This window comes from Stenotrophomonas sp. PAMC25021, assembly GCF_004795795.1.
In the GTDB taxonomy this organism is placed as follows: Bacteria; Pseudomonadota; Gammaproteobacteria; order Xanthomonadales; family Xanthomonadaceae; genus Stenotrophomonas; species Stenotrophomonas muris.
On record NZ_CP039255.1, the window covers coordinates 3,619,747 to 3,639,158 of the forward strand.

18 protein-coding genes and 2 tRNA genes are annotated in these 19,412 nt (G+C 68.3%); 2 read left to right on the forward strand and 18 right to left on the reverse strand.

Features of this window, described 5'->3' with window-relative positions; all coding sequences use genetic code 11:
- The 7 genes from pgaA to E5790_RS16775 form a co-directional block, all read right to left on the reverse strand.
- A complete protein-coding gene (gene pgaA / locus E5790_RS16745) occupies positions 1-2,028 on the reverse strand; it encodes a poly-beta-1,6 N-acetyl-D-glucosamine export porin PgaA (protein WP_032956114.1) in 2,028 nt (675 codons plus the stop codon).
- 341 nt (positions 2,029-2,369) lie between these two features.
- Complete coding sequence (locus E5790_RS16750) at positions 2,370-3,575, reverse strand: MFS transporter (protein ID WP_032956113.1); 1,206 nt, start codon at positions 3,573-3,575, stop codon at positions 2,370-2,372.
- 221 nt (positions 3,576-3,796) lie between these two features.
- Positions 3,797-3,873: transfer RNA gene (locus E5790_RS16755), tRNA-Pro, on the reverse strand.
- 140 nt (positions 3,874-4,013) lie between these two features.
- Positions 4,014-4,090, reverse strand: a tRNA-Pro gene (locus tag E5790_RS16760).
- A gap of 55 nt (positions 4,091-4,145) precedes the next feature.
- A complete protein-coding gene (cydX, locus tag E5790_RS16765; RefSeq protein ID WP_005410354.1) occupies positions 4,146-4,262 on the reverse strand; it encodes a cytochrome bd-I oxidase subunit CydX in 117 nt (38 codons plus the stop codon).
- Positions 4,263-4,320: 58 nt separating this feature from the next.
- Positions 4,321-5,472: a cytochrome d ubiquinol oxidase subunit II gene (cydB, locus tag E5790_RS16770; RefSeq protein WP_014647773.1), complete on the reverse strand. Its 1,152-nt coding sequence runs from the start codon at positions 5,470-5,472 to the stop codon at positions 4,321-4,323.
- A 15-nt stretch (positions 5,473-5,487) separates the two neighbouring features.
- A complete protein-coding gene (locus tag E5790_RS16775; protein ID WP_005410352.1) occupies positions 5,488-7,077 on the reverse strand; it encodes a cytochrome ubiquinol oxidase subunit I in 1,590 nt (529 codons plus the stop codon).
- 228 nt (positions 7,078-7,305) lie between these two features.
- On the opposite strand from E5790_RS16775, the gene cydD reads away from it, so the two are divergent.
- Both cydD and cydC read left to right on the forward strand, forming a co-directional pair.
- Complete coding sequence (gene cydD, locus E5790_RS16780) at positions 7,306-9,051, forward strand: thiol reductant ABC exporter subunit CydD (RefSeq protein ID WP_111187912.1); 1,746 nt, start codon at positions 7,306-7,308, stop codon at positions 9,049-9,051.
- Positions 9,048-10,727, forward strand: a complete 1,680-nt coding sequence (cydC, locus tag E5790_RS16785) for a thiol reductant ABC exporter subunit CydC (RefSeq protein WP_111205995.1) — start codon at positions 9,048-9,050, stop codon at positions 10,725-10,727. The genes cydD and cydC overlap by 4 nt, the downstream gene beginning before the upstream one ends.
- 112 nt (positions 10,728-10,839) lie before the next feature.
- Here the strand turns inward: cydC and E5790_RS16790 are convergent, their stop codons facing one another.
- The 11 genes from E5790_RS16790 to ccmA all read right to left on the reverse strand — a co-directional run bounded on the left by E5790_RS16790 (position 10,840) and on the right by ccmA (position 19,239).
- On the reverse strand, positions 10,840-11,184 hold the full coding sequence (locus E5790_RS16790; protein ID WP_014647770.1) for a DUF1294 domain-containing protein: 345 nt from the start codon (positions 11,182-11,184) through the stop codon (positions 10,840-10,842).
- Positions 11,185-12,297 (reverse strand): homoserine O-acetyltransferase, encoded by a 1,113-nt coding sequence (locus E5790_RS16795; protein ID WP_111205996.1) that lies wholly within the window; start codon positions 12,295-12,297, stop codon positions 11,185-11,187. It abuts the gene before it with no gap.
- A gap of 180 nt (positions 12,298-12,477) precedes the next feature.
- Positions 12,478-13,467, reverse strand: a complete 990-nt coding sequence (locus tag E5790_RS16800) for a cytochrome C biogenesis protein (protein WP_111205997.1) — start codon at positions 13,465-13,467, stop codon at positions 12,478-12,480.
- Complete coding sequence (locus tag E5790_RS16805; protein ID WP_005417657.1) at positions 13,461-13,910, reverse strand: cytochrome c-type biogenesis protein; 450 nt, start codon at positions 13,908-13,910, stop codon at positions 13,461-13,463. The genes E5790_RS16800 and E5790_RS16805 overlap by 7 nt, the downstream gene beginning before the upstream one ends.
- A gap of 4 nt (positions 13,911-13,914) precedes the next feature.
- Complete coding sequence (locus E5790_RS16810; protein ID WP_014647766.1) at positions 13,915-14,532, reverse strand: DsbE family thiol:disulfide interchange protein; 618 nt, start codon at positions 14,530-14,532, stop codon at positions 13,915-13,917.
- A gap of 8 nt (positions 14,533-14,540) precedes the next feature.
- Positions 14,541-16,460 (reverse strand): heme lyase CcmF/NrfE family subunit, encoded by a 1,920-nt coding sequence (locus tag E5790_RS16815; protein ID WP_111205998.1) that lies wholly within the window; start codon positions 16,458-16,460, stop codon positions 14,541-14,543.
- A complete protein-coding gene (gene ccmE / locus E5790_RS16820; RefSeq protein ID WP_075076334.1) occupies positions 16,461-16,922 on the reverse strand; it encodes a cytochrome c maturation protein CcmE in 462 nt (153 codons plus the stop codon). It lies immediately after the preceding gene.
- Entirely contained in the window at positions 16,919-17,107 is a 189-nt protein-coding gene (gene ccmD, locus E5790_RS16825; protein WP_019660476.1) for a heme exporter protein CcmD, read from the reverse strand. The genes ccmE and ccmD overlap by 4 nt, the downstream gene beginning before the upstream one ends.
- Positions 17,104-17,874: a heme ABC transporter permease CcmC gene (gene ccmC / locus E5790_RS16830; RefSeq protein ID WP_032960090.1), complete on the reverse strand. Its 771-nt coding sequence runs from the start codon at positions 17,872-17,874 to the stop codon at positions 17,104-17,106. The genes ccmD and ccmC overlap by 4 nt, the downstream gene beginning before the upstream one ends.
- Positions 17,875-17,917: 43 nt before the next feature.
- Positions 17,918-18,613, reverse strand: a complete 696-nt coding sequence (gene ccmB / locus E5790_RS16835) for a heme exporter protein CcmB (RefSeq protein ID WP_014647762.1) — start codon at positions 18,611-18,613, stop codon at positions 17,918-17,920.
- Positions 18,610-19,239 (reverse strand): heme ABC exporter ATP-binding protein CcmA, encoded by a 630-nt coding sequence (gene ccmA / locus E5790_RS16840; protein ID WP_111205999.1) that lies wholly within the window; start codon positions 19,237-19,239, stop codon positions 18,610-18,612. Before ccmA ends, ccmB begins: the two co-directional genes overlap by 4 nt.
- Positions 19,240-19,412 lie beyond the last annotated feature (173 nt).

Genomic DNA, 19,412 nt, shown 5'->3' on the forward strand with positions numbered 1-19,412 from the left:
TCAGTCTCCCCAGCGCAATGCGGCTTCGAAGCCGATATGGCGCTCGCGATGGCCGTCGTAGACCGGTCGTGACCACCGCACGCCATACTCGAACACGCGGCCAGGGCCCAGCTGCCACTCGTGCATGTAGGACACCGACGGCACCAACGCGCTGCCGAAGCCGTCCTGCCAGTAGTCGCCCAGCGAGACGGTCAGCCGGTGCCGGAAGTGGCGCTCGTAGTGCCGCCACAGCTGCTGGTCGATGCGCAGGCCGATCTCGACCATGCGGTCGCGCTTCGGGTTGAAGTAGGGCGCATCATCGCGGCTGCCGCGACTGGTGTAGGCACTGGCCAGGCCATCGACCAGCCAGCGTGGGCGGGTCAGCAGGCGCTGTTGGACGCTGGTGCCGAACAGCTCGCGGTGGTTGCCGTCGTCATAGCGGAAGCGGCTCGCGCCGAACGTCCAGTGGGTGAGCTCGCTGCGCCGGTAGTCCACTTGTGCGCTCACGCTGTCGGCGGTGATGCCGGCCGCGCGCGCCTGCATCGAGGCCTCCGGGTCATTGCGTGCGACCACCACGCCGGCGTGCCAGGAATCGTTGAACTGCCAGCCGACGCCGACGCGCAGGCCGGTGTCGCCGATGTGATCATTGGCGCGCAGGACCGCCGCTTCCGCATCCAGCTGCCCGAAGCGGTAACGCACGCCCGCACCCAGCCACAGGGGATCGATGCGCTGGTCCTGGAAGTCGGTCACGCGACGGTCGGCGAGGGCGAACAACCGCCAGCGGTCATCAAGGACCGGCGTCTCCACGTCCACGCCGTAGTGGCGGTCGTTGTTGCCCAGGGGCGAAGTACCACCGCCCCCGGAGCTGCGGCCGATGTCGGTCCATGCCTTCAGCTGCCAGCCGCGATGCGCGCGCCAGGCCTGGTCCATGCGTTCGACTGCCGGCTGGGTGGGGTAGCGTGCGACCAGGTCATCGTGCAGCGGCCGCGCCAGGTCGTCGCGCTGCAGGGCGACATAGGCCTCTTCCATGCCCAGCCGCGGTTCGATGTCCCGCGGATCGAGCGCGTGTGCCATCTGCTGGCGCTGCAGCGCCCGGCGTGGCCAGCCGCGCATCATGTAGACGCTGCCCAGCGCACTCTGCAGCCCGCCGTTGCCGGGTGCGATCTCGACCATCGACTCCAGGTCGTGCTGCGCGGTGTGCAGGTCGCCGCTGTAGGCGCGCACCATCGCCAGGTTGAGATCGGCCTCGTAGCGCGACCAGTTCGCGTACGGCGACTTGCCGTTGCTCCAGCGCCACGCCGGCTCCTTGTCGCGCCATGCCTGCAGCAGGTCGATGGCCTTTTCCTGCTGCTCGCTTTCCAGGTAGGCGTAAGCCAGTTCCGAATGCGAGGCGTCGCGCGTCGGGTCGCCAGCGACGGCCGCCTGCAGCACCGGGATGGCTTCTTCCGGGTGCAGGGTGCCCATCAACGAATCGCCCACTGCGGGCAGCACGTAGTCGGGCAGGGTGTGGCCTTCGGCCTGCAGTGCCCGCGCTTCCTCGCGGACCTGTGCATGGCGGCCCAGCCGGTTGAGCAGGATCAGCCGGTCCATGCGGATCCGCAGTGGTGCCTGCGAGGGCGGGGTGCCTTCGCCGCCGAGGTAGCGCTGCATGCGGGCCAGGGTCGATTCGGCTTCTTCCAGGCGGCTGTCCTCGCTGCTGCTGTAGGCCAGGCTCCAGACCACCAGCTTGGCCAGGTAGTCGCCTTCCAGGCGCTGTTTCTGCGCAGCGTCGAACAGTTGCGGGCGCTGCTGGTACAGCTCCCACGCACGCCAGGCGTTGCCGATGTCGCCCAGCGTCAATACGCGCAGCTTGAACAGCAGGTCGTCGTTGGGTTGCTGTTGGCTGGCGCGCTCGATCGCGCCCAGGGCGTCCAGCCAACGCGCCTGGTCTCGATAGCGGCCGATCTCGGCCAACGCTGCTTCGCGGTCGGGCGGGGCAGCGCTGCTCGCCCAGGCCAGGGCGGTGCAGGCAAGGCCGACGCAGAGCGCCAGCCGGCGGTGGACAACCATTGGGGACCCCCTTGGCTTCCGAACCAGACAACCTGAAAAATGTGACGCACATCACATGCCAGCTTTTGGCGTGGCCGTGGCCCGCGTCACTCCCTTCGTGCATTCCCGCCCAGCGAAGACGGATACAACCCGGACAGCGACCTGCGATGTCTTGTCTGAAACGAAGTCCCCCGCACACCGAGTGGTGGCCCGGGCGGCGCTGCCGCCCCCATGCCCGATGCCGGCACGCGGCAAGGATGGGCATTCGTGGGCACTATCCGCCCGGAATTGTCAGCCCGGCGTCAAAATGCGCAGACGGGCTGACGAATGGTAGGTGGGCCCGGTTGCGGGCCCCACGTGGCTTACCAGAGATCTTCCAGCTTGCGCGGCTTGCAGGCCACCCACGAGGCGCACAGCATCAGGGCGGCGCAGCCGAACAGGAAGCTGAACGGGAGGGTCCAGCCATCGCTGACCGTGTGCAGCCAGCCGACCAGGAACGGGCCCAGGCAGCTGAAGCTGTAGCCCACGCCCTGCATGAAGCCGGACAGCGCCGCCGAGCCGGTCGGGGTGCGGGTGCGCAGGTTGATCAGGGTCAGTGCCAGCGGGAAGGTGGATGGGCCGACGCCGAGCAGGCAGGCCCACAGCAGGGGGGCCTTCATCGGTGCCAGCAGCAGGCCGGTGAAGGCGATCACGAACGAGAAGAAGCCAATCAGCACCAGCGGGAACGGGTTCTGCATGCGCACCGCCATCGACGGAATGACCAGCGATGGCAGCAGGCCCAGCGCCGAGAACACGGCGACCATCACGCCACCGAACGCGGGCGTGCCGCCGGCCTCGACCACGATGCGCGGCAGCCAGGTGAACATCGAGTAGGTCATCAGCGAGGTCATGCCGAACATCAGCGTCATGCTCCAGCCCAGTGACGTGCGCCAGACCTTGCCGTGCGGCTGCGCGGTCGGATCGGACACGTCGGACTGCGGCTTCGGCGCGCGCGTGGCCAGCACCAGCCACGGCAGTGCGGCAGCCAGCGCCAGCAGCGCCCACATGCCCAGCGACACGCGCCAGCCTGCGGCGTTGGCCACCGGCACCGCCAGCAGTGCCGGCAGCATCGTGCCCAGCTGCAGCACGCTGATGTAGAGCGTGCTCATGGTGCCGACCTTGTTGGCGAAATAGCGCTTCACCAGCGGCGGCACCACCACGTTGCCGATGCCCATGCCGGCCAGTGCCACCACCGAACCCAACAGCAGCGTGCCGACGTTGCCGGCGCTGGAACGCAGCAGCAGGCCGGCCATCGCCATCACCATCGCCAGCAGCGTGGTGCGCTCCAGCCCGAGGCGCCGCGCCAGTGCCGGCGTGGCCACGCCGAACAGTGCGAACGACGCGGTCGGCAGCATGCCCAGCACGCCGGTCATGGTGGTACCGAAACCGAACTGCTGGCCGAGCACGTCCAGCAGCGGAGTGATCGAGGTGACCGCGGTGCGCAGGTTGATCGCTGCCAGCAGGATCGCGGCGAATGCGAGGACGCGGCCGTGCAGCAGCGACGGCGAATCGGAAGGGGAGGAACTCATCGGTGGTCCTTGCAGGTGTCGCACGCCGGGGCAATGGCATGCAGCGCCGGCATCGGTCTACGCCGAAGCGGCAGGTGGGGGAGGGGCTGCTGGCGGGCCGGCAGCGCGGCCATTGTACGTGCGGGCTCCGGCAAGGTCCCGTCATGCGGGCGGCCAGGTGCCTGATACAAAAAAACCCGGAGGACAGTGATGTCTTCCAGGCTTCTTGGTGACCACCCAAGTGGTCGGGGAGACAGGATTCGAACCTGCGACCTCTACGTCCCGAACGTAGCGCTCTACCAGACTGAGCTACACCCCGAAGGGAGCCGCCTATTCTAGCGATTCACCCCGATGGCGGCAAGGGGTGAATGCTGTTTTCTTCACACTGCCGAAGCAGTGCCACTTCAGGGAACAAAAAAGCCTGGACGACTTCACCAGGCTTCAATGCGACCACCGAAGTGGTCGGGGAGACAGGATTCGAACCTGCGACCTCTACGTCCCGAACGTAGCGCTCTACCAGACTGAGCTACACCCCGAAGGAGCCGCCTAAGATACCGTGTGAAGGCCAAGGCGGCAAGGTTTTTTTACAGCTCAGCGACGATTTTCTTTCTCGATGCGGTTCTGCTCGCGGGCTTCGAACCACATGCCGTTGAGGATGGCCACCGTCGAGGCGAGGCCGGCACCGAGAATCCAGGCGAAATACCACATGATCAGTCTCCTTCATTCCGGGTAGGTGCCGACCGTTGGTCGGCACACGTGCAAGCAATCAATACGCGTTCGGGTTGTTGCCCATCTCTTCGGTGGTGGTCTTGCCCTTCAGCACGCGGTACACCCAGGTGGTGTAGGCGAGGATGATCGGCAGGAACACCGCCGTGGCCAGCAGCATGATCCACAGGGTCAGGTGGCTGGACGAGGCATCCCACACGGTCAGGCTGGAGGTGGGCTGGCTCGAGGACGGCAGCAGGAACGGGAAGATGGCGAAGCCGACGGTCAGGATGATGCCGGCGATGGCCGCACCGGAGGCAATGAAGGCCAGGCCGCCGCGGCGGGCACGCAGCAGCACCGCACTGGCGAGCAGGCCGGCCAGGCCGAGCAGCGGGGCCAGGATCGTGGCCGGCATCGTGCTGTAGTTGCGCATCCAGCCACCGGCGGCGCCGAGTTCGGCGGTCTTCAGCAGCGGATTGGTGGCGCCGTCGGTGACCACCTGCGAGGTGATCTGGTAACCCGGCAGGCCGAAGGCCACCCAGGCGCCGCCGACCGCAAAGAGCACGAAAGCGATGATCGCGGCGATGCTGCCGAAGCGGGCCGCACGCTCGGCCACCGGGCCGTCGGTCTTCAGCACCAGCATGGCGGCACCGTGGGCGACCAGCATCGACACGCTGAGCAGGCCGGCCAGCAGTGCGAAAGGCATCAGCAGGCCGAAGAACGAGCCGGTGTAGAAGATGCGCATGCTGTCATCGAAGTGGAACGGCACGCCCAGCACCACGTTGCCCACCGCCACGCCCATGATCAGCGCCGGTATGAAGCCACCGATGAACAGCGCCCAGTCCCAGGTGTTGCGCCAGCGCTCGCTGGGCATCTTGCTGCGGAACTTGAAGCCGACCGGACGCAGGATCAGGGCGAACAGGATCACGAACATCGCCAGGTAGAACCCGGAGAAGCTGACCGCGTAGAGCGGCGGCCAGGCGGCGAAGATCGCGCCGCCGCCCAGGATCAGCCACACCTGGTTGCCTTCCCAGACCGGACCAATGGTATTGATCACCAGCCGGCGCTCAGCGTCGTTGCGGGCGACGAAGGGCAGCAGGGTGCCCACGCCCAGGTCGAAACCATCCATCACGGCGAAACCGATCAGCAGGATGCCGAGCAGCAGCCACCAGATCACGCGCAGCGTGGTGTAGTCCAGAAGAATGAAATCCATCTTGGTTCTCCTGCCTCAGGCCTGGCCGGCGGCCGGCGCCGAGGCATTGTGGGAAGCATGCGGCTGGGGCGACTGCAGCGACGGCAGCACCTCGTCCGGACCCTTGCGGATCGCCTTGAGCATCAGCTTGATCTCGACCACGATCAGCGCGGTGTAGATGGCAGTGAAGCCGGCCAGGGTCAGCACGATTTCATGCAGGGCCAGGCCCGACGCCGCATAGAAGGTCGGCAGCACGCCATCGACCGCCCACGGCTGGCGACCATACTCGGCCACGAACCAGCCGCACTCGATCGCGATCCACGGTGCCGGCAGCGTCCACAGGGCCAGCTTGAGGAACCAGCGCTTGTCCTGGAAGTTGTTGCGGCACGAGTAGTAGAAGGCCAGTGCGAAGAAGGCGATCAGGTAGAAGCCCAGGCCGGCCATCACGCGGAAGGTCCAGAACAACGGCATCACGCGCGGCACCGTGTCCATCGCCGCCTGCGAGATCTCCTGCGGGGTGGCGTTGAGGATGTCATCGCGATAGCGCTTGAGCAGCAGGCCGTGGCCCAGGTCCTGCCAGTGGCGGTCGAACATCTCGCGCGCTTCAACGTCGTTCTTGTTGGCGCGCAGGCGTTCCAATGCACCGTAGGCCAGCTGGCCGCCACGCACGCGGTGTTCGGCGCGCTCGACCAGTTCCAGGATGCCGGGAATCGGCTGGTTCAACGAGCGGGTGGCGATCAGGCCCATCAGGTAGGGGATCTTCACCGCGTAGTCGTTCTGGTGAGTCTCCTGGTTGGGGATGCCGAAGGCGGTGAAGTCGGCCGGCGCACGCTCGGTCTCCCACATCGCCTCGATCGCGGCCAGCTTCATCTTCTGGTGTTCGCTGGCGGCGTAACCGCTCTCGTCACCCAGCACGACCACCGACAGCGATGACAGCAGGCCGAACGCCGCGGCCACCGCAAACGAACGACGGGCCAGGTCCTTGTGCTTGTTGCGCAGCAGGAACAGGGCGCTGATCGCCATCACGAACACCGCACCGGTCACGTAGCCGGCGCTGACGGTGTGCACGAACTTGGCCTGCGCCACCGGGTTGAACACCACCGCCATGAAGTCGACCACTTCCATGCGCATGGTTTCCGGGTTGAACACCGCGCCGGTCGGGTTCTGCATCCAGCCATTGGCCACCAGGATCCAGATCGCCGACAGGTTGGTCCCCAGCGCCATCAGCCAGGTCACCATCAGGTGCTTGACCTTGCTCAGGCGGTTCCAGCCGAAGAAGAACAGGCCGACGAAGGTCGCTTCCAGGAAGAACGCCATCAGGCCTTCGATCGCCAGTGGCGCACCGAAGATGTCACCCACGTAGTGGCTGTAGTAGGACCAGTTCATGCCGAACTGGAATTCCATGACGATGCCGGTGGCAACGCCCATGGCGAAGTTGATGCCGAACAGGACGCCCCAGAACAGGGTCATCCTGCGCCAGATCTCCTTGCCGGTCATCACGTACACGCTCTCCATGATGGCCACCATGAAGGACAGGCCGAGGGTGAGCGGTACGAATAGGAAGTGGTACATCGCGGTCAGCGCGAATTGCAGCCGCGACAGTTCTACGACTGTCTGATCAATCATGGCCTGGCTACCTCGTTGGATAGTGCCGTTGCAGGTGGCGGGAAGGGTGGTCTACGACGTGAATGATGTGACCGACTACTTCAAACAGCCTTGATCCAGATCAATGTATGAACAGGTGCCCCGGTTGATCGTATGCCAACCTGATGAAGACTGCGACCGCCGGCCGCAGGGGCGGGCTATTGCCTGCGCCTACAATGCCGTGTCTCCCCCGCTGCCCGTGAAGACCTCTTGAGCGCTGCCGAAACGACCCCTGACGGCCTGTCCCCGGAAGCTGAAACCGCCCGCCAGCGGCGTGTGCGCACGGCCTGGCTGGCCGACCTGGCACGCTCCGCCCGGGGCCGCCAGCGCTTGGCCGCGCTGTGCATCAGCCTGTCCGGCGCGCTGTTGATCGGCCAGGCTGCCGCCATCGCTTGGCTGGTGCAGCAGGTGCTGGTGGAGCGCGTGCCGCTGGCCTCTGGCCTGCCGGTGCTGGCGGGATTGGCGGTGATCCTGGTGCTGCGCACCCTGCTGGGCAGCGCCACCCAGGCCGCCGCCGGTGACGTGGCCGACGCCGCCCGGCTGGCACTGCGCGAACGCGTGTTCGCGCGCCTGCTGGGCCAGGGCCCGCTCTGGCTGCGGCAGCGCCGCACCGGTGAACTGGGCGAACTGATGCTGCATCACGGTGATGCGATCGAGAGCTATTACAGCGGCTTCCTGCCGGTGCGCACCGAAGTGGTGGTGGTGCCGCTGCTGATCCTGGCCGCTGTCGCCTGGGTGGACTGGGTGGTGGCGCTGATCCTGCTGTTCACCGCGCCGCTGGTGCCGTTCTTCATGATGCTGGTGGGCTGGGGCGCTGAAGCCGCCGGGCGCGCGCAGCTGGGCGAACTGGCGCGCATGAGCGGCCATTTCGCCGACCGCATCAAGGGCCTGGGCCTGCTGCGCCTGTATGGCCGCGGCGAAGCCGAACTGGCCGGCATCGAGGCCGCCGCCGAAGGCGTGCGCGTGCGCACCCTGAAGGTGCTGCGCATCGCCTTCCTGTCGTCCACCGTGCTGGAATTCTTCGCCTCGGTGAGCGTGGCGATGGTGGCGCTGTACCTGGGCCTGAGCTATCTGGGCATGATGTCGCTGCATGCAGCGGTGCCGACGCTGGGTGCGGGCCTGTTCTGCCTGCTGCTGGCGCCGGAGTTCTATGCGCCGCTGCGACGGCTGGCTGCGCACTACCACGATCGCGCCAATGCACTGGCCGCCGCCGCCGAAGTGGAACGCCTGCTGCAGTCGCTGCCGGACGAGCAGGGCCTGATCGAGAACGAGGTTGCGCCGCTGGCGGTGGAGCCGGCCGAGGCCGCCTTGCCGCCACTGCAGGCGCAAGGACTGGTACTGCGCCCGTTGGGGGCGCCGCAGGATGTGCTGCGGGATCTGGACCTGCTGCTGGAGCCGGGCCAGCGCCTGGCCCTGGTCGGTCCCAGCGGGTCCGGCAAAAGCACGCTGCTGGAGGCGCTGGCCGGTTGGTTGCCGCCGCGTGCCGGCAAGCTGCAGCTGCGCCCCGGCGTGCAGGTGGCCTATGCCAGCCAGCGACCGTACCTGTTCCACGGCAGCATCGCCGACAACCTGCGCCTGGCCGATCCCGGCGCCAGCGATGCGCGCCTGCGCGCGGTGGCCGAGGCCTCGCAGGTACTGCAGTTCGCACAGCGCCTGCCGCAGGGGCTGGATACGGTGATCGGCGAGCGTGGTTTCGGCCTGTCCGGTGGCGAAGCGCGCCGCATCGGCTTGGCCCGCCTGCTGCTGCGCGACCCGCAGGTGCTGCTGCTGGACGAACCCACCGCGTTCCTCGATGCCGATACCGAGGCGGCGCTGCTGCGCAGTCTGGCCGCGTATGCACGCGGGCGCAGCGTAGTGGTCGCCACCCACAGCCCGGCGGTGATCGCCTGGGCCGATCGTTGCCTGCTGTTGCCGGAAGGCCGCCTGGTCGAGCCGGCACAGGCGGTGCGCGCATGAGCCGTTCGCCTGATTCGCTGCGCGCGATATTCCTGCGGCACCGGCCGCGCCTGTTGCTGACCCTGCTGCTGCTGTGGACCACGATGCTGGCCGGCACGGCGCTGCTGGGCCTGTCCGGTGGTTTCCTCACGGCGGCCGCGCTGGCCGGTGCGGCCGGCCTCGGCCAGGGCTTCAACTTCTTCTCACCCTCGGCCGGCATCCGTGGCCTGACCATGGCGCGCATCGTGTCGCGCTACTTCGAAAAGCTGGTCGGCCACGATGCCACGCTGCGCATCGCCCGCGACCTGCGCGTGTGGTTCTTCCGCCGCGCGCTGCCACTGGCGCCGGCACGATTGGGCGCCACGCGCACCGGCGAGCTGCTGGCGCGGCTGCTGGGGGACATCGGCGAAGTGGATGGGCTGCTGGTGCGTGCGATCGGGCCGCTGGTGGCGCTGGGCGCGCTGTCGCTGGTGGCGGTTGCCTCGGCAGCGCTGATCCTGCCCTCGGCGGCGGTACTGCTGGCGGTGCTGGCGCTGCTGGTCGCCTTCGGCGTGCCGTGGCTGGGCGTGCGTGGCCATGACGACGAAGAGGCCGATCGTGCCGCGCACCGCGCGGCGTTGCGCACCGCTGCATTCGAAGGGCTGGAGGGGGCCGGTGACCTGGCTGCGCTGCATGCCGATGCGGCTTGGCAGCTGAAGGTACGCGTGGCCGCCAAGCAGCTGGCCTCGCGTGATCGTCGTCGGCGTTGGCGCCTGATCGCGGCCTCGACCCTGCACGGCCTGGTGGCGGGGCTGGGCCTGGTGGCGATGCTGGCGTTGGCTCTGCACGCCACCGAACAGCAGCACATCGCGCCGGAAATGGCCGCGGGCCTCGTCTTCCTGACCGTGGCGCTGATCGAACTTTGGGCCGGCATGGGCCTGGCCTGGCAGTCGCTGCAGTCCGGGCGCGTTGCTGCTGACCGCCTGCAGGCCATCGTCGAACAACCGCCGACGGTGGAGGATCCGCAGACGCCGCAGCCGGTACCCCAGGCGGCGCACGTGCATTGGGATGACGTGCACTTCCAGTGGCCAAGTGCCGCACGGCCGGTGTTGTCCGGCCTGCAGCTGACCCTGGCGCCGGGAGAACGCATCGCGATCCGTGGCGACAGCGGCAGTGGCAAGACCACGCTGTCCAGCCTGCTGCTGCGGTTGTGGGATCCGCAACAGGGGCGAATCACCTATGGCGGACGCGACCTGCGCGACGTCGCCCAGGCCGAGTGGCACCGCCAGCTGGCCTGGCTTCCGCAGAACGCACCGGTGTTTGCCGGTACCGTGGCCGAGAACCTGCGGCTGGGGGATCCCGACGCCCGTGATGCCGCGTTGTGGGCGGTCCTGCGTCGCGTGCGCCTGGGGGACTGGGCCGAGCGCAACGGTGGCCTGCAGGCCTGGGTGGGCGAGAACGGCGCGACGATGTCGGCCGGCCAGGCGCGGCGGTTGGCACTGGCGCGCGCGCTGCTGCGCAATGCGCCGATCCTGCTGCTGGACGAACCCACCGAAGGCCTGGACGTGGATACCGCACGTGCGCTGTTGCAGGACCTTTCCGGGTTGCTGGACGGGCGCAGCCTGCTGATGATCACCCACGACGACCTGCCCGAAGGCGTGGTCGATGCGCAGTACCGGTTGCGCGATGGGGTGTTGGAGCGCGAAGTGCTTCGGTAGATGCCGACCTTGGTCGGCACATCCACGCATGGCGTGGATCTACTGTAGAGCCGAGCCCATGCTCGGCTCCGGAAGCAAGCCAGCCGAGCATGGGCTCGGCTCTACAGGCCGGTCAATGGGAGAACTCGCGCAGCATCACCGCGATCGAGGCCACGTTGGCCAGCACGCACAGCCAGAACACCCACTGGAATGCGGCTTTGCGATGCTTGTGGCGGAACAGCGCCTGGCCCAGCAGCGCGCCGGGCCAGCCTCCGGCGAAGGCCAGCAGCTGCAGGGTGCGCTCGGGAATGCGCCATCGCTTTCGCTGCGCCGCGCGCTTGTCATGGCCATAGAGACCGAACGACACCGCACTGGCCAGCAGGCACCAGCCACCCAGCCACAACGGCAGCACACCGCTGATCATCAAGGCGGTCAGCGCGCCGAAGGCGGCCAGCGCGAGGTTACGCCGCCACGCCACTTACAGCGCGTCGAGGAAGCCGCGCACGGCCGGACCGAAACGCTCGAAATCGACGAGGAAGGCATCATGGCCCTGTGGCGATTCCAGGCCGATGAAGCGCGCATCGGCACCGCCGGCACGCAGGCCGTCGGCGACCTGTTGCTGCTGCTGCACCGGGAACAGGATGTCGGTGTTGGCACCGATGGCCAGTGCCTTCTCCACCCGGATCTTCGCCAGCCCGGCCAGCACGTCGCCGTCGGCGTACTCGGCCAGGTCGAACCAGTCCATCGAACGGCTCAGGTACAGATAGCAGTTGGGATCGAAGAAACGCACGAAGCGCCGTGCGTGGCCTTCCAGATAGCTTTCCACCTGGAATTCCAGCCCGAACGGATCGTCGTCGGCCTGGTCCGAATCCAGCCGCACGCGGCCGAAGCGGCCATCCCATTCCAGTGCCGAGCGGTAGGTAATCACGCCCAGCTTGCGCGCCATGCGCATGCCGGACTCGGGGTACTCGGCATCGTCGTAGTGGCCGCCATTCCAGCGCGGGTCGAGACGGATGGCCTCGCGCTGCAGCGAGCGGATCGCGATCGAGAACGGCAGCGCCTGCGCACTGCCGGAAATGTTGACGTGGCTGCGCGCGATGCCCGGGTGCAGCATCAGCACGGCCAGCGCGGTCATCCCGCCCATGGAATTGCCGACCACGCAGGCCAGCTGCGCGATGCCCAGCGCACGCACGACTTCGATCGCGGCGCGAGCGCCGTCTTCGATCGACAGCTCGGGGAAGTCCAGGCGGTAGGGCTCACCGCTGGCCGGGTTGATCGAGGCGGGGCCGGTCGATCCCTTGCAGCTGCCCAGCGAATTCACGCAGACCACGAACCAGCGGCGGGTATCGATGGGTTTGCCGGGGCCAACCATCGCTTCCCACCAGCCCGGCGCCGGATTGGCCTCGTTGGCCGCCGCATGCGCATCCGGCGACAGGCCGGTCACGATCAGGATCGCATTGCTGGCGTCAGCGGCCAGCGTGCCCCAGGTCTCGTAGGCCACGCGTGCGCCGTGCAGGGCGCCACCGCGCTTGAACGGGAACGGCGAGGGCAGGGCGTGGAAGCGGGTGCCGGGCGGGATGAATTCGGTCATGCAGTCATTCTAGCGGGGCTGCATGTGGAGCTGGCGACACGCTGGTTTCCATGGATGGATGGACGCGGACCGGACCGTCGCATCCACGCATGGCGTGGATCTACTGTAGAGCCGAGCCCATGCTCGGCTGCGGTTGAGTTGCCGGCGCCGGGCAGCCGAGCATGGGCTCGGCTCTACAGGTCAAGGGAAGCGCAGCTCCACAACACCGTCGTGGGGCAGGCTTACCTTCACCGGAACGCTCTGCAGGTCGTCCTCGCTGCGGTTGGCGCTGCCGCTGCGCGAGATGCGTGCCACCACTTCCACTTCGCGATGGGCCGACAGCGGTGCGGTCGGCATCGGGCTGTCACCGTCGCCCAGCCCGACCGTGTCCGGGAATCCGCTCAGCGGCAGCTTGCGAGCGGCCACCGGCATCGGCGGGCCGCCGACGGCACGGGCCAGCACGAACACCTGGGTGCTGGCTGGCCACTCGGCGTTCTTCAGTGCCGGCAGCTGCACGCGCACCTGCAGCAGCGCCGGTGGCGCCGCAGCGCCAGCATCGGGCGCCTGGCCAGCGGCCTCGCGCGCGAGGGCGATCTGTGCCTGCAGCGCCTGCGCGGCGCCCGGCTCCAGTCGTGGCAACAGGCCGCTCCACACATCCGCGGCCTCGGCGTTCCTTCCGCGCTGGCGCAGGGCGATGCCCAGCAGCCAGCTGGCGCGCTCGGCATCGGGAGCCTGTGCGCGCGCCTGCTGCAACCAGGCCATTGCGGTGTCATCGAACTGCTTGCCGGCATCAGCCTGCGCGCGCGCCTGCGCGGCTTCCACCAGCACGCCCGGATCTTCCGGTGCCAATGCGGCGGCCCTCGCGAAGGCATCCGCCGCGGCTGCGGCGTTGCCCAGTTCGGCCTGCGAACGGCCGAGCAATGCCCAGCCGTCGGCACGCTGCGGGTCGCGCTCCAGTGCGTCCTGCAGTGCCTGCACGCCATCGCGCAGGGTGGCTGCCGACGGGGTCGGTTGTACCTGTGCCGCCCTTGGGTCACCGACCAGCAGATACAGGCAGGCACCGGCCACGCCCAGCGCGAGCACGCCGACCACGAAACCGCGCCGACCGCGCTGGCGCAGTGGCCACAGCACCAGCGCTGCCATCAGCGCGGCGACCAGCCCGGCCAGCATCGGCAGCCAATGGTTCACCATTCGTCTCCTTCATCGGCCTTGCCGGCCGGCGCCGCGCCGACGGTGCGTCCACGTCGGCGGACGATGCCCAGCACTACCAGTGCACCGGCGCCGAGCACCAGCAGGGGGCCACCCCACAGCAGCCAGGTGCCCGGCTGCAACGGTGGTTGATAGAGCACGAACTCACCGTAGCGCGCGACCAGGAACTGCTTGATCTGTGCGTCGTCGTGGCCCTGCTGCATCAGCTGCAGCACCTCGCGGCGCAGGTCCTGGGCGATCTGCGCGTTCGAATCGGCCAGCGACTGGTTCTGGCACTGCACGCAGCGCAGCTGCGCGGCCAGGTCATGGAAGCGGCGTTCCTCGGCGTCATCGCGGAACTGCAGCGGCTGCGGATCGTGCAGCGGCTGCTGGGCCAGCGCGGCCAGCGGCAGCATCAGGAGCAGCAACGCCAGCAGCCAGCGCATGGGTTCAGGGCGCCGTATGCAGGGTGTTGCCGGCACTGCCCTGGGCCTTCTCGATCTTCTGCAGCGCCGGGATCAGCTTCTCGTCGACCACGCGCTGGGTCATCGCACCGCTGTACTTCCAGCGCACGATGCCGCTGCCATCGACCAGGAAGGTTTCCGGTGCGGCGGTCACGCCCCAGTCGATCGCGGTACGGCCCTCGACATCGCTGAGCACGACCATGAACGGGTTGCCCAGCTGTTCCAGCCAGTGCAGCGCGTCGGTCGGGTCGTCCTTCCAGTTGTAGCCGATCACGCGCACACGCTTGCTTTCCGCGAAGCGGGTCAGCACCGGGTGTTCTTCGCGGCAGGCCGCGCACCAGCTGCCCCACACGTTCAGCAGGTAGGGCGCGCCGCGCAGGTCGTCGCTGTGCACGATCATTTCCGGGTCGTGCAGCACCGGCAGCGCGAATGCCGGCGCCGGTTTGTCGATCAGTGCCGACGGCAGTACGTCGCGCTGCGGATCGCCTGATTTCATCACCCCGTAGATCATCAGCCCGAGCAGGCCGAAGAAGAACAGCACGCCGATCACGATGGCTACCGGCGGCAGCGGGCGGGAGGGACGCGGGGTGGGGGACTCGGACATGGGAACTCCTACGGACGACGGAAACGGCGATCGGCGGCGGTGATGAATCCGCCCAGGGCCATCAACAGCGCGCCCAGCCAGATCCAGCGCACGTACGGCTTGATGTGCACCCGGACCGCCCATGCATTGTTGCCCAGCGGCTCGCCCAATGCCACGTAGACATCACCATTGAAGCGTGCATCGATGCCGGCCTCGGTCATCACCTGGCCGCCGCTGGCGTACTGGCGCTTCTCCGGGTGCAGCAGGGCCAGCTCGCGGCCGTTGCGGAACACGCGCAGGCGGCCGCGGTCGGCGATGAAGTTGGGGCCTTCGCGATGGTCCACGCCCTCAAAGCGCACTTCGTGGCGACCGATCACCAGCTGCTGGCCCGGTGCCAGCGCCACTTCGCGCTGCACGTTCAGCGCCTCCACCAGCAGCGCGCCGGCCAGGAACACGGCAATGCCGGCGTGGGCGACGATCATGCCGAGCATTTCGGCGGTGAAGCGGCCATTGCCGCGCAGGCGCTGCCAGACGAAGCGTGCGGTGCCGAGCGCGACCCAGGCCGCAGCGGCCACGCCGATGCCGGCCTTCCAGCCGTTCTGCGGCGCCTGCCACCAGGCCAGCGCGCCCAGCAGCAGCGCCAGGCCCAGCCACGGTGCCAGCAGCGCGAAGGCGCGCGAGGGCTGGTCACGCTGCCATTTCACCAGCGGGCCAAACGGCAGCAGCAGGATCATCGGTGCCATCAGCAGCAGGAACAGGCTGCCGAAGTAGGGCGGGCCGACCGAGATCTTGCCCAGCGACAGCGCATCGGCCAGCAGCGGGTACAGCGTGCCGAGCAGCACCATCGCGCAGGCGGTGGCCAGCAGCAGGTTGTTGGCCAGCAGCAGGGTCTCGCGCGAGGTGGCGGTGAAGCCACGGCGTGGGTCCTCGGCATCCACGCTCAGCTGGCTGGCACGCAGCGCGTACAGCAGCAGGCTGCCACCGACCAGCACCGACAGGAACACCAGGATGAACAAGCCGCGCGAGGGATCGGCGGCGAACGAATGCACGCTGGTCAGCACGCCGGAGCGCACCAGGAACGTGCCCAGCAGCGACAGCGCGAAGGCGGCGATCGCCAGCAGCAGGGTCCAGCTGCCGAAGGTGCCGCGCTTTTCAGTGACGGCCTGCGAATGGATCAATGCCGCACCGACCAGCCACGGCATGAAGCTGGCGTTCTCCACCGGGTCCCAGAACCACCAGCCGCCCCAGCCCAGCTCGTAATAGGCCCACCAGCTGCCCAGCGCGATGCCAAGGGTCAGGAAGCCCCAGGCGACGTTGGTCCATGGCCGCGTCCAGCGCAGCCAGCGTGCGTCGACGCGGCCTTCCAGCAGTGCGGCAACCGCGAAGGCGAACGGCACCGCGAAGCCGACGTAGCCCAGGTACAGCATGGGCGGATGGATGATCAGCCCCGGGTCCTGCAGCAGCGGATTGAGGTCGCGGCCTTCCAGCGGTGCCGGGTTCAGGCGCAGGAACGGGTTGGAGGTGAAGATCAGGAAGGCGAGGAAGCCGACGCTGACCACGCCCATCACCGCCAGCACGCGCGCCTGCACCGGTGCGGGCAAGTGCCGCGAGAACAGCGCCACCGCGCCGGTCCACAGCGCCAGCACCAGCGCCCACATCAGCAGCGAGCCCTCGTGCGCGCCCCAGACCGCCGAGTAGCGGTAGACCATCGGCAGCAGCGAATTGGAGTTCTCGGCCACGTAGCGCACCGAAAAATCCTGCTGCACGAACGCGGCGGTCAGTACCGCGAAAGCGCCGGCGAGCAACAGCAGCTGTGCGAACGCGGCCGGCCGTGCCACCGCCATCCACGCGGTGTTGTTGCGATGCGCACCGACCAGCGGCAGGCCGGCCTGCAGCAGCGAGGCCAGCAACGCGCACAGCAGCAGGATCTGACCCAGTTCGGGCAGCACTCAGCGCACCTCGGGTGCCGTCATCGGCACGTCGTGCTTGCGATGGGCGTCGCCCATCTTGTCGGCCACTTCCTTCGGCACGTACTTCTCATCGTGCTTGGCCAGCACCTCGTCGGCGACGAAGGTGCCGTCCTGCAGGCGGCCGCTGGCGACCACCGCCGTGCCTTCGGCGAACATGTCCGGCAGGATCCGCGACGTGGTCACCGCCAGCTGCGCGTCGCCGTCGGTCACCTCGAAGCGCGCCTCCAGCGAGCCGACCGGTCGGTTGAAGGAACCTTTCACCACCATGCCACCGAGGCGGAAGCGCGACTGTGCATCGACATCGCCGCGCAGCACTTCCGACGGCGTGTACAGGTAGGCGATGTTGCGCTCCAGTGCCATCGCCACCAGTGCGGTGGCCAGGCCGGAGGCGAGCAGGGCCAGCAGCACCCACACCAGGCGGCGGCGCTGTACCGGGGTCATCGTTCCAGCTCCGTCGACAACGGCGTCGCTGCGTCCTGCCTGCCGGCGCGGGTCTGCTGGCGCTGCTGGCGGGCCAGTGCCAGCCGGCGCGCCACGCGCAGGCGCAGCCACGAACCGATGGCATCGGCGCCGAGCACCAGCACGAACACCGCGTAGGCACCGATCACATAGGGCAGGTGGGTCATGGCTGGGCCTCCCGGGCCGGGCGTCCGGCATCGACGCGGCCGCCGACCCAGGCCTTGCCGGCCTCGCGGTCGAGATTGTCGGCGCGGGCCTTGGCCAGCACCGAACCGGCGAACCAGAACTTGGTGCCGATCACCATCCACCACAGCGGCGCGATCATCGCGCTGCTGATCGCCGATTCACCGAATACGTTGATCGACTGGCGCTGGTGCAGGCCGCCCCACCAGTCCACCGAGTAGCGGATCACCGGCAGCAGGCTGACACCGACAATGGCCAGCAGGCCAGCGGCGCGCGCGGCGCTGCGGCGGTCCTCGATGGCGTGGTACAGGCCGATCACGCCCAGGTACAGGAACAGCAGTACCAGTTCGCTGGTCATGCGCGGGTCCCAGTCCCACCAGGTGCCCCAGGTGCCCTTGCCCCAGATGCTGCCGGTCAACAGGGTGATCAGGGTGAAGCCGGCGCCCATCGGCGCGCAGGCCATGGCCAGGATCTCGCAGACCTTGATCCGCCAGACCAGTGCGATGGCCGCATACAGCGCCATCAGCGCGAAGACGAACAGGCTCATCCAGGCACTGGGCACGTGGATGTAGAGGATGCGGAAGCTGTCCAGCTGCTTGGCTTCCGGTGGCACCACCAGCAGCGCCTGCCACATGCCGACCAGCAGCACCGGCACCGCCGCGAGGTAGAACACCCGCGACCAGCGGGCAGCGAAACGGTCGAACGTGGGGGGCGAACCGAGTTGGTGGAACCAGCGGACAATCGGATTCATGCGTGGCGGCTATCCAGCAGGGGTGGATTGGCTCTCAGCTCGGTCAACTCAGAGAAATACGTATTGCAGCGGCAGTGGCCAGCGGCGCCAGCACCAGCGCGACCAGCAGGCCGGCGCCCAGCATCAGCAGCGCACCGACCGGATCCTGTCCGCGTCCGGCTGCCGCCAGGCTGCCTGCGCCGAACACCAGCACCGGCACGTACAGCGGCAACGACAGCAGCGCCACGAGAATACCAGAGCGTCGGATGCCTACGGTCAGCGCGGCGACCACGCCACCGATCAGGCTCAGCAACGGCGTGCCCAGCAGCAACGATGCCAGCAACATCGGCAGCTGGTCATGCGGCAGATGCAGCATTTCGGCCAGCAGCGGGCTGACCACGATCAGCGGCAGCGCAGTGGTGGCCCAATGCAGCAGCACGCGCACCAGCACCAGCCAGGCCAGCGGCACCGGCGCCAGCAGCCATTGTTCCAGCGAGCCATCCTCGGCGTCGGAGCGGAACAGCGAATCCAGCGACAGCTGTCCGGCCAGCAGCACGGCCAGCCACAGCACTGCACCGGCGGTGGCGGCCAACAGCTGTGGTTCGCGGCCCTGGGCCAGGGCGAACAGCACCACCACCAGCACCGCGAACAGCAGCGGTTGCAGCGCATCGCCGCGGCGGCGCCAGAGCAGGCGCAGGTCGCGCCTGAGCAGGGCGCCTGCGGTCTGCCACAGGCCCGGTTCGGTGCCCGGCGCGATCACGCGGCACCGCCGAGGTCGAGCTGGCGGGTGCGCACCGGCGGTGCGGCATAGGCACCGTGGGTGGTGACCAGCGCAGCGCCACCGGCGCGCAGGTGCGCCGAAATCATCCGGTTGACCAGGGTGATGCCCTCCAGGTCGAGGTTGGCATAGGGTTCGTCCAGCAGCCACAACGGTGCCGGCGACAGCCAGATGCGCGCCAGTGCCAGCCGCCGCTTCTGTCCGGCCGACAGATGCCGTACCAGGGTGTCCTCATAACCGGCCAGGCCGACGATGGCCAGCGCGTTGCCGGGCATCTGCCGCGCACGCCGTCCGTGCAGGCCGCACAGGAAATGCAGGTTTTCCAGCGTGCCGAGGTCCGGTTTCAGCGCTGGCAGGTGGCTGAGGTAGGCGACATAGCGCCCGCGCTCGGCATTGCTGGCCGGCTTGCCGTCGATCCGCACCTGGCCGGCACCGGGCCGGGCCAGGCCGGCCAGCACGCGCAGCAGGGTGGTCTTGCCGGCGCCATTGCCGCCCTGCACCAGCAGGGCTTCGCCGGCGTCCACATGGAAGTCCAGCGGGCCGAACACCGGCTCGTCATTGCGGGAGAAGCTCAGGCCGCTGGCAGCCAGCAATGCAGGGGTGTTCAAGGGGCAAAGGTCTTCATGCCGGAGTGCGGCGGCAATTGTAGCGGTGAATGCCGATGGCAGTGCCGGCCGCTGGCCGGCAATTTCGCTATCTGCCAGCCGAGGTTGCCGGCCGGCGGCCGGCACTACCGACGCGCGGATTGCGTAAACTCGCAGGTCTGTTCCCCCACAGCCCA